Here is a 12,151-nt window from a genome sequence, read left to right as displayed (position 1 = left end):
CAATACGGCACCCGGCGACGACCGCACCAAGGGCGTGGAACACTCCGATGGGTTGGGGCACCGAGGACGCTCCGAATCCACGCCTAGTCGGCGTGAACCACTTCGCATTGGAGGCCAGCGATCCCTTGGGAAACCACATCAAGGTGATCAGGTACGCCGACGTCCAGTTCACCGAGGCGCTGGAGGTGCAGGCCGGCATGGGCCACACTCAGGACGGGTCGGAGCAGGCCCGCGGCCAACTGGCCGAGAAAGGCATGTGCGCCGACGCCGAAACATGGCGGCCGCCAACCACGTGATGGGCGGCCCGAGTCTGCTCGCGGCGGTTCAGATGCGGCGAAGCTCCGTCGGGCGGATACACTCCGAAAGCAGTCCGGTCGGCCCCTTCAGGTGCCCTCGACGCTGTAGAGGATGTGTGTGGCGGCCGATGATTGGCGGCTTTCGAGAGCTTAATGCATGTCCATGACGTCCGACCTGGATCGGGAGGAGGCTGTCCGCTTTTCCGGCAGCCACGCTCCGAAGCGGACCAGCGGCTTTCGGCCAGACTACGTCACGCCGGATCGTCAACGTCCGCAGAACCGGACGTTCGGCTTCGCGCCCAACTCTGCCATTCGAGGACTCTCGCCAACTTCTCCAAAGCGGACGTTGGCCAAGGCTGGGTTGCCGGTCTACGCAAGTCACTTCAGGCCACCAGCTTCGATCAAACAATCGCCCCCGCCGAGGGTCTTGCCTGTAGTAGCCGAGCCATCGATGCTGCGCCGCAGCGGATGGCCTGCGACCGGAGCGACCCATGGAGACGATCGGCCGTGACCTGCGCGAGATGCAGCGCATCCCCCTCACTGCATCGCATGTCGCCGCATTGCGGGCGATCGGGGCCGAAAAGCATTACCCCGCCGGCGCCTTTCTCGTCCGTGCCGGTGATCCAGCCGATCGCTTTATGTATGTCGAGGCCGGCGAGATCGAAGTCGTGAATCCCTTCACCGACGAGCGCCATCTCCCATCCACCCTTGGTCCGACCCAGTTCATGGGAGAGATCTCGTTCCTGAACGGCGGCGTATGGTCGATGCCCATGCGGGCGAGCGCGGATACGGTCGTCACCGAGGTGCCGCGCCCCGAGATGCTGCGACTGATGTCCGAGATCCCGGAGATGTCGGACATCATCATCACAGTCCTCGCCGCACGGCGGCGGCGGCAGCTCGACTCGCACGACGGCACGCTCGTGCTCATCGGCGAGGACGACGACCGTAGCGTACGGCGGATCGCCGAGTTCGCGAGCCGCAACCGGCTTCCCTACAGGACCTATCCGCTAGGCAGCCCGGAGGCGGCGAGCGTCGCCACGGCCTGCTCGATCTCGGCTAACCGACCGGCGGTCATCTTCGGCCGGGACGTGGTCGTGACCGAGCCGACGCCCGCCAAGGTCGCGCGGCTGCTCGGCCTCGACTACAACCTCGTCGACGACGAGGCCTTCGACGTCCTCATCGTGGGCGGCGGTCCGGCCGGTGTGGCAGCGGGCGTCTATGCGGGTGCGGAGGGGCTGCGCGCGTTGGTCATCGAGGATGTGGCGATCGGCGGCCAGGCCGGCACATCGAGCCGGATCGAGAACTACATGGGCTTCCCGACCGGGATCTCGGGCGCCGACCTCGTCTGGCGCGGCGAGATCCAGGCGATGAAGTTCGGCACGCGCTTCGCGATGCCGCGGCGCGTGGCGAAGTTGGAACGGCTTGAGGACGGATCGTTCTGTGCGACGTTCGACAACGGCCGGCGCGTCCGGGGACAGGCCGTCGTCGTCGCGACCGGCGTCCAGTACCGGAGATTGCCGATCGACCGCCTCGAAGCGTTCGAGGGCGCAGGCATCTACTACGCTGCGACAGAGATCGAGGCGCGCTACTGCCGGAATGCCGAGACGATCGTCATCGGCGGCGGCAACTCGGCGGGCCAGGCCGCGATGTATCTCAGCCGCTCAGCGCGACACGTTCGCCTCTTGGTGCGTGGGCAATCGCTCGCGACCTCCATGTCGAGGTACCTGTCGAGCCGGCTTGAGGCAGACCCGGCGATCACCATCGAGTACGGGGCCGAAGTCACCACCCTGCACGGCGACGACCATCTCGAGGCGGTGACGATCCGCACCCTCGCCGACGGAACGACGCGCAGGATCTCGACCTGTGCAGTGTTCGTCATGGTGGGCGCCGCCCCCAATACCGGCTGGCTCTCGGGGCTCGTCGAGCTCGATGGCCACGGCTTTGTCCTGACCGGGGACGCGGTCGGCGCGCGTTCGCCTTATGCGACGTCGCATCCGGGAATCTTCGCGGTCGGCGACGTGCGCGCCAACTCCATCAAGCGGGTCGCAGCCTCGGTCGGCGAGGGATCGGTGGTCATCTCCAAGGTGTGGGAGCACGTTCGGACGTAGATCGCGCCGCCCGGCACGCATACGACCGGAGCGCCGGATCCCCCGACGACTGGGCTCTCACTCCTGCGCTTGCGGCCCGGCTGATCATAACGTTCGGCGCAGATCCTCGGAACATCGACGTCGAGGCCGGCGACGACGTCACGCGTCCACTGTCGCATAGGCGGCGAGGAAATCGACGAAGGCGCGGATGCGCAGTGAGAGTCGCGCGTGGCTGACATACACCGCGCGAACATCGTCGGCCGCACCTGGATCATACGCCTCAAGCACCGGAACGAGCCATCCGGCTGCGAGGTCGGGCGCGATGTGAAACCGAGCCAGACGCGCGATCCTGGAAGCGGTGCGCCGCCGCGATATCGAGCGTTTGAAGCTGGAAGTCGATGGCGGCATCTACGCTAGCCAGGACCTCGTCCGTGGCAACATGGCGGCCTCGGCGCATCGGGCCGATTAGCGTTGCGAATGGGCCTTGGCCATTGGCCAGGAACCAGACTTTCGGCATTGCGCCGATTTTGTTGAAAAACTCGGAGGCGGCTTTTCAGGCTTCATCCAAAGCGGCGCCCCGGAGAATTTCTGTCTTTCATAGCTGATCACTGCCGCCGTTTCGGCGAGTGTCGGGCAAGGCTATAGTAGAACATTCTCCTTCTGGGGCGGGCCGCAGCGCTCTTTCAGCGCGGTCCCGAGTTTTTCAACGAAATCCGCCCATACCGGTCGTTCTGCGGTTTGCGACCGTAGCTCGAAAGCGGAAGTCGGTTACGGATTTGCCACAGCCGCGAGCGGGCTTTCCGGGAACGGCCGCCCATTCAGAGCCGGCCGTTCCTTCAATGCCTGCAGCAAGGCACGCCGCTGAAGACCTGCGCAGATCTTCGTTCAAGCGCCTAAGAATCTCGTGATGGCCTCCGCGATGACGGCGGCATGCGTCTCCAAGGCGAAGTGCCCCGTCTCGAGGAACCTTAGCTGGGCATCCGGGATGTCGCGCCGGAATGCTTCCGCGCCGGCCGGCAGGAAGAATGGGTCGTTGCGGCCCCATATGGCCAGCAGTCGCGGCCGCTGGGTGCGGAAGTAGGCCTGGAAGTCGGGGTAGAGCGCCACGTTGCTGGCGTAGTCGCCGAACAGGTCGAGCTGGATCTCGTCGACCTCCGGTCGCTGGATGTACCACGCGTCGAGGGCGCTCCCGTCGGGCGAGACCAAAGAGGTGTCCGGCACGCCGTGCTCGTATTGCCAGCGGATCGAGGCGGGGGTCAGTAGTTCGCGCAACGCCTGCCTGTTGGCGTCGCTCCGGTCGCGCCAGTAGCGCTGGATCGGGTTCCAGCCCTCGCTCAGCCCCTCTTCGTAGGCGTTGCCGTTCTGCGAGACAATGGCGGTCACCCGCTCCGGATGCGTCATGGCCAGGCGGAAGCCAGTGGGTGCGCCGTAGTCGAAGACGTAGAGCGCGTAAGTCTTCAGCCCGACCACCTCAGTGAAGCGGCCGATGACCTTCGCGAGAGCGTCGAAGGTGTAGGTGAAGGTGTCGCGCGGCTTGATTTCCGACAGGCCGAAGCCCGGCAAGTCGGGGGCGACGAGGTGGAAGCGTTCCGCCAGCAGCGGGATCAGGTCGCGGAACATGTGACCTGAGGACGGGAAGCCGTGCAGCAGCAGGAGCGCCGGCTTCGCCGGGTCGCCGGCCTCCCGGTAGAAGATATCGAAGCCGTCGACGTCGGCGGTGTGATAGGCGGTCTGGGTCATCGTTTGTCCTCCGGTGTCGGCGATGCAGCCCGACACGCCGTGGGGTGGTTCGGATCGGGCGCTCAGTCAGTTCTGGGCGGCCAAGGTCCGCGCCACGTCGGCGGCGCTGATGCCCTCCAAGGCGAGGCCGTAGCCGGTTCCCTCCTCGACGAGCCGCCGCAGGCGCTGCGTCAGCGCGATCCGGGTGTAGCGGCCGGTGAGTGGCGGCAGGGCAGCGATGCCGTCCGCGATCGCGTGCGCCCGCGCCAGCAATTGATCCCGCGGTACGATCTCGTTGACCACGCCCCAGTCCTTAGCGGTCTCGGCTTCCAAAACCTGCCGCGTCAGCAGGAAGTATCGCCCGCGGATCGAGCCGATCACCTCGGGCCACAGGATGTGCATGCCGTCGCCCGGCACGATGCCGAACTCGAAATGCGGCTTGTCCTGGAAGACCGTTTCGGGCGTCGCCAGCACGATGTCGGTGAGCAGTGCGTACTCGCTGTGCAGCAGGACCGGGCCGTTCAGCGCGGCGATCATCGGCACCTCGATGTCGAGGATGTTGCCGAGCACCTTGCGGCCCTCCCGCAGGATCTTGTCGTAGCCCTGCGGCGTGAAGAAATCGAAGCCTTCGGGGCTGATCGCGTCCATGAACGCGTCGCCCGCCCCGGTCAGGATCACCGCCCGGTTGTCGCGGTCCTCGCCGATGGCGTGGAACAGGTCGACGAACTGCTCGTGGGTGTGACCGTCGAAGACGAGCTTGCCGCCCTCGGTGTGAAGCATGACCTCCAACACGCCGTTCGGCTTGCGGGTCAGGCGGGCGTTGGAGAAGGCGTCGCGGTAAGTGTCGAAACGGGCCATGGGTGCTGTCCTCGTGGTGGCCGGCCCCATTCGGTCGGCATGAAGACGAGGTAGACGGCTCCGTCTGGCGACGGATGACGGCGCGGAGCGATAAGGCTTATGCCGCCGTGGAATGATCCGCCCGGGTTTCGGCCATGGCTGCCTCGACGAAGCCGGCGAAGAGCCGTGCCTTGGCGCTAGCCATGCGGCCGGTCGGGAAGACCGCCCAGAGATCGATCGGGGGCAGCGTCCAGGCCTGAAGCAGCCGCCGCACCGCGCCGCTCGCCAACTCGGGGGCGAACATCCAGTCCGACGTGACGGTGAGTCCGATATCGGCCAGGACTGCAGCCCGCAGGCCCTCGGCCGCGCTCACCCGCACGCGGCCCTGCACCGCGACCGAGGCCTCAGCCCCGGCCCGGGTGAAGGACCAGATATCGGGCAGCTGGCTGTAGATCACCGCCTGGTGCCCGGCGAGGTCCGCCGGGCTGAGCGGCTCGCCTGCGCGGGCGAGATAGCCGGGGGTGGCGAGGACCGAGCGCGCGCCGGTCGCGAGCTTGCGTGCGACGGCTGTCGAGTCCGGCAAGGCGCCCATGCGCAGCGACAGGTCAACCCCCTCGCTGACGAGGTCGATTACCCTGTCGTCGAGGATGATCTCGATGTTGAGGTCCGGGTGCTCGGCGAGAAAGCGCGGCAGTATCGGCACCACATGGAGCCGCGCGAAGGTGGTCGCCGCCGAGACGCGCAACCGGCCCGAGAGCCCGGCGCCCGCGCCACGGGCCGCGCACTCGGCCTCGTCCGCCTCGGCGATGGCGGCCTGGGCCCGCTCGTAGAAGCGCAGGCCTGCCTCCGTGGGGCTCAGGCCATGGGTCGAGCGGACGAGCAGGCTGACCTGCAGGCGGTTCTCCAGCTGCGCGATCGTCTTGGAGACGGCAGGCTGGCCGACGTTCAAGAGCCGGGCGGCGCCAGAGAATGAGCCCGACTCAACGACCCGTACGAAGGTGGCCATCGCCTGATACCGGTCCAAGCCATTCCTCCCTGGAATGAGCGTTATCGCCTTCGGCCGCATGCCCTGTCCATCGGGGATGAGGCATCAATCCGGACATCCACACCGCGCAGTCGCGGTGGCCCCCCGGAGCAATGCGGACATGTTCGAGGTCTACGCCTTCGCCACGCCCAACAGCGTCAAGGTCCTCATCGCGCTGGAGGAGCTTGGCCTCACATACGTCCTGCACGGCGTGAACGTCCGCCGGGGCGAGCAGAAGGCACCCGAATTCGTGTCGCTGAACGCGAACGCGAAGGTGCCGGTGCTGGTCGACCCCGCGGCGCCCGGCGGCCGGCTGGTCCTGACGGAGTCGGCCGCGATCCTGGTCTACCTGGCCGAGACGAGCGGCCGCCTGATGCCAACGGACGGCGAGGGGCGGGCGCGCGTGTTCGAGCAACTGTTCTTCCACGCCTCCGGGCTCGGCCCGGCCTTCGGGCAGGCGGGCTTCTTCCAGCGCCAGGCCGCCGAGCTGCAGCCGCTGGCCATCGCCCGCTTCTCGGCGGAGGCGAACCGGACGCTGGGCGTGCTCGACGGCATCCTGGCCGAGCGCCCCTACGTCGCCGGCGACGCCTTCACCGTTGCCGACATCGCCCATTTCGGCTGGCTCTGGCGCCGCGAGTTCGCGGGGGTGGGGTTCGAGGCCACGCCGCATGTCGGCCGCTGGTACGACGCGGTCGCCGCGCGGCCCGCCGTCCGCCGCGCAATCGAGCGGGTGAACGCCCTCGTACCCCAGGCCTGAGGGACCGGCCCAAGCCGGACGTCGAGGCGCACCGGGCAGCCGCGACGCCTTTCCGACCACCATCCACCGAGGAGCGGACACATGACCCTGCAATCCAAGCTCGACGCGTTCAAGGCCGACTTCGAGGCCGGCAAGCCCCCCTACAACGTGCCTCCTTCGGTCATCGCGACGATGCACCGGGCCACCGCGGAGCTGATCGCCTCCGGGGCCGCGACCCGTGCCCTGAGGGCCGGCTACCGGGCCCCGGCGTTCACGTTGCGGGACCCGGACGGCCAGCCCGTCTCGTCCGCCGACCTGCTGCCGCGCGGACCGCTCGTCATCAGCTTCTACCGAGGCGTCTGGTGCCCCTACTGCAACATGGAGCTCAAGGCGCTCCAGGAGGCGCTGCCGAGTTTCGAGCGGCTCGGGGCGAGCCTCGTCGCCGTCTCGCCGCAGACGGCGGCCAACAGCCGGAAGTCGGTCCGCCAGAACGGGCTCGCTTTCCCGATCCTGTCGGACCCCAACAACGACGTCGCGGCCGCGTTCGGCCTGCGCTTCGCCCTGCCCGACTACCTGGTCGACCTCTACAAGGGCCTGAGGAACGACCTGCCGGCGTTCAATGGCGACCCGAGCTGGACCCTGCCGATGCCCGGCCGCTTCGTCGTCGGGCAGGACGGCGTGATCCTCTACGCCGAGGTGAACCCCGACTACACCCGCCGCCCCGAGCCCGAGGACATGCTGCCGGCGCTCCGCCGCGTCGCCTCCGTTCCCGCCTGACCGAACACCGCGCCCGGGCCGCGTCGGCGGCCACGCAACTCGAAAGAGATCCAGGATGTCCCGCACATTTCTCGTGACCGGTGCCAGCAAGGGCATCGGGCTGGCGCTGTCCCACCGTCTCGCCGGTGAGGGGCACCACGTCGTCGGCCTCGCCCGCGGCAGCCTCGACGGCTTCCCCGGCACGCTCGTGCCAGTCGACCTCGCTGACGGTGAGGCCACCACCGCGGTCCTCGCGGACCTGACCGAGCGCTTCGCCTTCGACGGCGTGGTCAACAATGTCGGACTGGTCCGGCCACAGCGGCTCGGGGCGGTCGAGATCCCCGCGCTGGATGAAGTCCTGCGCGTCAACCTCCACCCGGCGGTCCAAACCGTGCAGGCGACCCTGCCGGGCATGCGCCAGCGCGGCTGGGGTCGGGTGGTCAACATCGCCAGCCTGACCGTACTCGGCAGCGTTGAGCGCACAGCCTACGCGGCCGCGAAGGCGGCGCTCGTCAGCTTCACACGCTCCTGGGCGCTAGAGCTCGCCACGACCGGGATCACCGTCAACGCAGTCGCGCCGGGCCCGACCGAGACCGAGCTGTTCCGGGCGAACAACCCGCCGGGCAGCGAGGGCGAGACGCGCTACCTCGCCGGGGTGCCGATGGGCCGCTTCGGGCGGCCGGAGGAGATCGCAGCAGCAATCGCGTTCCTGATGTCGGACGGTGCGGCGTTCATGACGGGGCAGACCCTCTACGTCGATGGCGGTGCCTCGATCGGCCGGGCGGCGCTGTAGCCCCCGAACGCGGCTCACCGGGTCGCGGCGGCATCGAGTTCGTTGTCGCCGCCGACCAGTTGTAGGCACCATTCGGTGAAGGAGCGGACCTTGGCGGCGCGATGCTGGCGCGACGGGTAGATCGCGTACAGGGGAAAGGTCTCGTCGGGCCAGTCCGGGAAGATCTCGACGAGCTTGCCGCTCGCTACGATGTTCCGGCTGCCGAGCTGCATGACCTGCGCGATCCCCGCGCCTTCGCAACAGGCGCCTATCATCGTCTCGACGTCCGACACCATCAGGCGCGCCGGCTGCCGCACCGGCACGACCTGGTCGCCACGACGGAACTCCCAGGCGAAGGGACGGCCCGTCAACGGATCCTGATAATCGATGCAGGCGTGCTCGCGGAGGTCGCGCGGGTGCGCGGGGCGGCCATGCGCAGCCAGGTATGCCGGCGCCGCGACCGTCAGGATCCGCGTCTCCAGGAGCTTGCGCGCGGTGAAGCCCGCCACCGGCGGATCCCCGAACCGGAGCGCCATATCGAACCCGTCGGCGACGAGATCGCCGATCTGGTCGCGCATGATCAGTTCGAGCCGCAGCTCGCGATGGATCGCGAGGAAGCGCGTCAGTTCCCGCGACAGGACCAGGCGCGAGAAGAACGGATCGACATTCACGCGCAGACGGCCGCGCACCGTCTGAGCACTGCCCGCCGCCTCCAGGGCCGCGGCTTCGATCCCGTCGAGATGCGGGCCGACCCGCTCCCAGAAGCGTCGCCCCTCGTCGGTGAGCCGCAAGGTCCGGGTCGTGCGATCGAGCAGGCGCACGCCGACGCGGGTCTCCAGACGCTGAATGGCACGTCCCACACCCGACTGGGTGAGCCCGAGGGCTTCGGCGGCCCGGGTCATCGTCCCGGCCTCGACCACCGCCATCAGGATCGTCACGCCGGCCAGCAGCCGGCCATCGTACGGCATCGTTCCATGACTCCACGTCCGGAATGATCTGACAGAACGACGCTAATTTCTCGCGCGCTGCTGCGCCACATAGGGCCGAAGCAATTCAGAGGAGGCTCTCATGACAGGGCAATCCACGGCGCTCGTCGTCGGCGCCTCGCGCGGACTGGGTCTCGCCCTCGCGGGGGAGTGGCTTGGGCGCGGGTGGCGCGTGATCGCAACGGCACGCGGCCGCTCCGACCAGCTCGAGACGCTCGCAAACCGCTTCCCCGACAGCCTCGAGATCCAGCCGGTCGATATCAACGACGCGGGCTCGGTTCGCGCGCTGCGCGAGCGCTTGAGCGGTCGACGCGTCGAGGTCCTGTTCATCAATGCCGGCATCGCGCGCGCGATCGAGGCCAGCCCGGTCGACGCGCGCCAGGCGGACTTTCTCGACATGATGCTGACCAACGCCTTCTCGCCAGTGCGCGCGGTCGAACTGCTGCGAGATCTGGTGCCGGCCGGCGGCACCCTCGGGATTATGAGCTCCGAGCTTGGGAGCATCGCGAATGCCACCGGCGGCTGGCAGCTCTACGCGTCCAGCAAGGCCGCCCTCAACATGCTCATGAAGGGCTATGCGGCGAAGCACCCCGACGACGGGCACGCCCTGCTCCTCGTCGCCCCCGGCTGGGTGCGCACCGAGATGGGCGGCGGCGACGCGACTCTGTCTGTCGAGGAAAGCATCCCGCGCGTGGTCGATATGATCGCGGCGAACCGCGGCTTGGCCGGGCTGCGCTACGTCGACCGGTTCAACAATCCGCTTCCCTGGTGACCGGCTGCCCGCCAGGCGAGCCGGACGTTCGCCACCTACGCACCGCGGCAGGCAGCGTCCACCAGAGGGGATCGGTGACGGTCGGTGACCGGAACGGCTCCGGTTGCCGCGCAGAGCGGCCCGACATCGCACGAAGCGGTGCTGCCAAGCCGGCATTCGCGATGCACGATAGAAGGGCAGCCGCGCCGCTGTGGCGACCGCCGACGCCGGTCGTGGCTGAGGCATTGGTGAAAGGCCGACGATGACCCGCATCCTCATCACCGGATCGTCGGACGGCCTCGGGCTCATGGCGGGCCAGCGCCTGGCCTGCGAGGGCCATGAGGTCGTGCTGCATGCGCGGAACGCCGATCGCGGCGAGGTTGCGCGACGGACGCTTCCGAACGCGGCCCAGATCGTCATCGGCGATGTCGTCACGATCGCCGGCATGCGATCCGTGGCCGAGCAGGCCAACGCGATTGGGCGCTTCGACGCCGTCATCCATAATGTCGGCATCGGCTATCGCGAGGCGCACCGGATCGTAACCAAGGATGGTCTGAGCCATCTCTTCGCGATCAACGTCCTGGCGCCCTACGTGCTCACGGCCTTGATGGAGAAGCCCGACCGCCTCGTCTACCTGAGCTCGGGCATGCATCCGGGCGGGATCCCGGACATGGACGACCTGCAATGGAGCAGTCGGCGCTGGAGCGGATCGCAGGCGTACGCGGAAACGAAGTTCCTGGACGTCCTGCTGGCTTTCGGCGTGGCACGACGCTGGCCCGCGGTGCGGTCGAACGCCCTCGAACCGGGCTGGGTACCGACGCGTATGGGCGGTCCCAGTGCGCCGGACGATATGGCCGCCGCGCCCGTGACCCAGGCGTGGCTGGCGGTCGGGGACGACCCGGCCACCCATGTCACGGGCCGGTACTTCTATCACCAGCGCAAGAAACCGCCGGCGCCCGGCACCGAGAGCGTCGGGCTGCAGGAGGCTCTGCTGCACCGGTGCGCGACGCTGTCCGGTGTACCGCTGCCCTAGACAGGTCCGCAGCGCCTCGGTGGAGCGCCCGAGGCCGGGGATCCTCAGGCGCGCACGGCCGTCATACGCCGGGCAACGCGCGGCCTGGACTCCCCGTGAAGCGAAGGACGGCCTCCGCGAACGCGCGGGCCTGCTCGATATGGGCTAAGTGGCCGCTCTGCTCGAAGATCCTGAGCTGCGCCCGCGGTAGCAGATCCGCCAGCAGCGCCGCGTGGCGCGGGCCGAGGATGAAGTCGTCGGTTCCGGTGACGACGAGCGCCGGAACCTGCAAAGTGGCAAGGCGGTCGCGAACGTCGAAGGCTTGGCCATCGCCGACCAGCAGGGTCGCCCGGAGCCGGCGTTGCAGGGTCTCGAGGCTGTCGGGCCAGCGCCGGAAGTCCGAGACATAGGCCGGCAGGAGGTCGCGCATGGCCGCCGTGTAGGCTGCGTCCGTGCGGATGGAGGGAATCGAGGCCCAGGCCCTCTCGACCGCTTCGGCTTCCGTCGTGCCCGCATGGCGTGCGACGAAGGCGGCGATCTCAGCGCTCGCATCGGTCATGAAGGTGCCGCCCGTGTAGGCAGCGCCCGCATACAGGATCAGGCCAGCGAGTCCTCCCGACCGTTTGAGCGCCGCCTCCAGCACCACGAAGGCGCCGTGCGAGTGGCCGAGCAGGTAGGGATCGGGAATACCGGCCGCGTCGATGAACGCGAGCAGCTGTTCGGAGAAGCGGTTTACGCTGTATCCGTGGGGATGGGTCGCGAGGTGTCCGGACGATCCTGTGCCGATCGGGTCCAGATACACCATGGTCAGGTTCTCTTCGAGCAGAGGCAATCGCAAGTAGCTGGCCTCGATGCCGGGGCCACCGGCATGCACGATGCAATAGGGTCCGGCGCCTGAGACGTGGTAATGTTGATCTATACCGTCCACGGCGATGCTGTGCGCGCCGGGCGCGAGGACCGATGGCATGACATGTCCTTTCGTATCTTGGGCGGCAGAACATCCAGCCTGCAGACCCGCATCTGTGGTCTTCAGGTTCATGCAGGAATTACTGTGCGACTCTGTTCCTGACTCGGCAGCGGGCCAGGAGCCGTACGCCCACGCGCTCAACACCCGAAGCGCCATGATGTCCAAGGACGGCACGGATTCAGGCGGCCGACTTCGATCGTCCGCCAAG

Annotated in this window: 13 protein-coding genes; 7 read left to right on the top strand and 6 right to left on the bottom strand. The window is 68.1% G+C overall.

What is annotated here, in order from left to right:
- Positions 1-47 precede the first annotated feature (47 nt).
- Both CIW48_RS28160 and CIW48_RS28155 read left to right on the top strand, forming a co-directional pair.
- Entirely contained in the window at positions 48-296 is a 249-nt protein-coding gene (locus CIW48_RS28160) for a hypothetical protein (protein ID WP_149313726.1), read from the top strand.
- Positions 297-787: 491 nt separating this feature from the next.
- On the top strand, positions 788-2,404 hold the full coding sequence (locus CIW48_RS28155; RefSeq protein WP_149313725.1) for a cyclic nucleotide-binding domain-containing thioredoxin-disulfide reductase: 1,617 nt from the start codon (positions 788-790) through the stop codon (positions 2,402-2,404).
- Positions 2,405-2,542: 138 nt separating this feature from the next.
- Here CIW48_RS28155 and CIW48_RS28150 read toward each other — a convergent pair whose 3' ends face one another.
- The 4 genes from CIW48_RS28150 to CIW48_RS28135 all read right to left on the bottom strand — a co-directional run bounded on the left by CIW48_RS28150 (position 2,543) and on the right by CIW48_RS28135 (position 5,963).
- Entirely contained in the window at positions 2,543-2,791 is a 249-nt protein-coding gene (locus CIW48_RS28150; protein ID WP_197739388.1) for a hypothetical protein, read from the bottom strand.
- Between the two features lie 477 nt (positions 2,792-3,268).
- Entirely contained in the window at positions 3,269-4,123 is an 855-nt protein-coding gene (locus CIW48_RS28145) for an alpha/beta hydrolase (RefSeq protein ID WP_149313724.1), read from the bottom strand.
- Positions 4,124-4,189: 66 nt separating this feature from the next.
- Positions 4,190-4,960 (bottom strand): enoyl-CoA hydratase/isomerase family protein, encoded by a 771-nt coding sequence (locus CIW48_RS28140; protein ID WP_149313723.1) that lies wholly within the window; start codon positions 4,958-4,960, stop codon positions 4,190-4,192.
- A gap of 97 nt (positions 4,961-5,057) precedes the next feature.
- Positions 5,058-5,963, bottom strand: coding sequence for a LysR family transcriptional regulator (locus tag CIW48_RS28135; protein ID WP_149313722.1), 906 nt, complete (start codon positions 5,961-5,963; stop codon positions 5,058-5,060).
- Positions 5,964-6,084: 121 nt separating this feature from the next.
- Here CIW48_RS28135 and CIW48_RS28130 point away from each other — a divergent pair, with 121 nt between their 5' ends.
- From CIW48_RS28130 to CIW48_RS28120, 3 genes are all read left to right on the top strand, one after another.
- Positions 6,085-6,720, top strand: coding sequence for a glutathione binding-like protein (locus CIW48_RS28130; protein WP_149313721.1), 636 nt, complete (start codon positions 6,085-6,087; stop codon positions 6,718-6,720).
- An 81-nt stretch (positions 6,721-6,801) separates the two neighbouring features.
- On the top strand, positions 6,802-7,476 hold the full coding sequence (locus tag CIW48_RS28125; protein WP_149313720.1) for a peroxiredoxin-like family protein: 675 nt from the start codon (positions 6,802-6,804) through the stop codon (positions 7,474-7,476).
- A 55-nt stretch (positions 7,477-7,531) separates the two neighbouring features.
- Positions 7,532-8,248, top strand: coding sequence for an SDR family oxidoreductase (locus CIW48_RS28120; protein WP_149313719.1), 717 nt, complete (start codon positions 7,532-7,534; stop codon positions 8,246-8,248).
- Positions 8,249-8,262: 14 nt separating this feature from the next.
- On the opposite strand, the gene CIW48_RS28115 is transcribed toward CIW48_RS28120, so the two are convergent.
- Positions 8,263-9,195: a LysR family transcriptional regulator gene (locus tag CIW48_RS28115; RefSeq protein ID WP_149313718.1), complete on the bottom strand. Its 933-nt coding sequence runs from the start codon at positions 9,193-9,195 to the stop codon at positions 8,263-8,265.
- A gap of 100 nt (positions 9,196-9,295) precedes the next feature.
- Here CIW48_RS28115 and CIW48_RS28110 point away from each other — a divergent pair, with 100 nt between their 5' ends.
- Both CIW48_RS28110 and CIW48_RS28105 read left to right on the top strand, forming a co-directional pair.
- The gene (locus tag CIW48_RS28110) at positions 9,296-9,985 is read left to right on the top strand and encodes an SDR family NAD(P)-dependent oxidoreductase (RefSeq protein WP_149313717.1); all 690 of its coding nucleotides are present in this window, start codon (positions 9,296-9,298) and stop codon (positions 9,983-9,985) included.
- Between the two features lie 241 nt (positions 9,986-10,226).
- On the top strand, positions 10,227-10,997 hold the full coding sequence (locus tag CIW48_RS28105; protein ID WP_149313716.1) for an SDR family NAD(P)-dependent oxidoreductase: 771 nt from the start codon (positions 10,227-10,229) through the stop codon (positions 10,995-10,997).
- A 61-nt stretch (positions 10,998-11,058) separates the two neighbouring features.
- Here CIW48_RS28105 and CIW48_RS28100 read toward each other — a convergent pair whose 3' ends face one another.
- Positions 11,059-12,015: an alpha/beta hydrolase gene (locus CIW48_RS28100; RefSeq protein ID WP_246695451.1), complete on the bottom strand. Its 957-nt coding sequence runs from the start codon at positions 12,013-12,015 to the stop codon at positions 11,059-11,061.
- Positions 12,016-12,151 lie beyond the last annotated feature (136 nt).

This window comes from Methylobacterium sp. P1-11, from assembly GCF_008329595.1.
Taxonomy (GTDB): Bacteria; Pseudomonadota; Alphaproteobacteria; order Rhizobiales; family Beijerinckiaceae; genus Methylobacterium.
Note: the sequence above shows the minus strand (reverse complement) of the source record. Positions and strands in the feature narration are given on the sequence as shown.

Bases quoted from the DNA above. Each gene is read 5' to 3' on its own strand.
- CIW48_RS28160 (WP_149313726.1), top strand. From the start codon at position 48: ATGGGTTGGGGCACCGAGGACGCTCCGAATCCACGCCTAGTCGGCGTG.
- CIW48_RS28155 (WP_149313725.1), top strand. From the start codon at position 788: ATGGAGACGATCGGCCGTGACCTGCGCGAGATGCAGCGCATCCCCCTC.
- CIW48_RS28150 (WP_197739388.1), bottom strand. From the start codon at position 2,791: ATGCCGCCATCGACTTCCAGCTTCAAACGCTCGATATCGCGGCGGCGC.
- CIW48_RS28145 (WP_149313724.1), bottom strand. From the start codon at position 4,123: ATGACCCAGACCGCCTATCACACCGCCGACGTCGACGGCTTCGATATC.
- CIW48_RS28140 (WP_149313723.1), bottom strand. From the start codon at position 4,960: ATGGCCCGTTTCGACACTTACCGCGACGCCTTCTCCAACGCCCGCCTG.
- CIW48_RS28130 (WP_149313721.1), top strand. From the start codon at position 6,085: ATGTTCGAGGTCTACGCCTTCGCCACGCCCAACAGCGTCAAGGTCCTC.
- CIW48_RS28125 (WP_149313720.1), top strand. From the start codon at position 6,802: ATGACCCTGCAATCCAAGCTCGACGCGTTCAAGGCCGACTTCGAGGCC.
- CIW48_RS28120 (WP_149313719.1), top strand. From the start codon at position 7,532: ATGTCCCGCACATTTCTCGTGACCGGTGCCAGCAAGGGCATCGGGCTG.
- CIW48_RS28115 (WP_149313718.1), bottom strand. From the start codon at position 9,195: ATGCCGTACGATGGCCGGCTGCTGGCCGGCGTGACGATCCTGATGGCG.
- CIW48_RS28110 (WP_149313717.1), top strand. From the start codon at position 9,296: ATGACAGGGCAATCCACGGCGCTCGTCGTCGGCGCCTCGCGCGGACTG.
- CIW48_RS28105 (WP_149313716.1), top strand. From the start codon at position 10,227: ATGACCCGCATCCTCATCACCGGATCGTCGGACGGCCTCGGGCTCATG.
- CIW48_RS28100 (WP_246695451.1), bottom strand. From the start codon at position 12,015: ATGAACCTGAAGACCACAGATGCGGGTCTGCAGGCTGGATGTTCTGCC.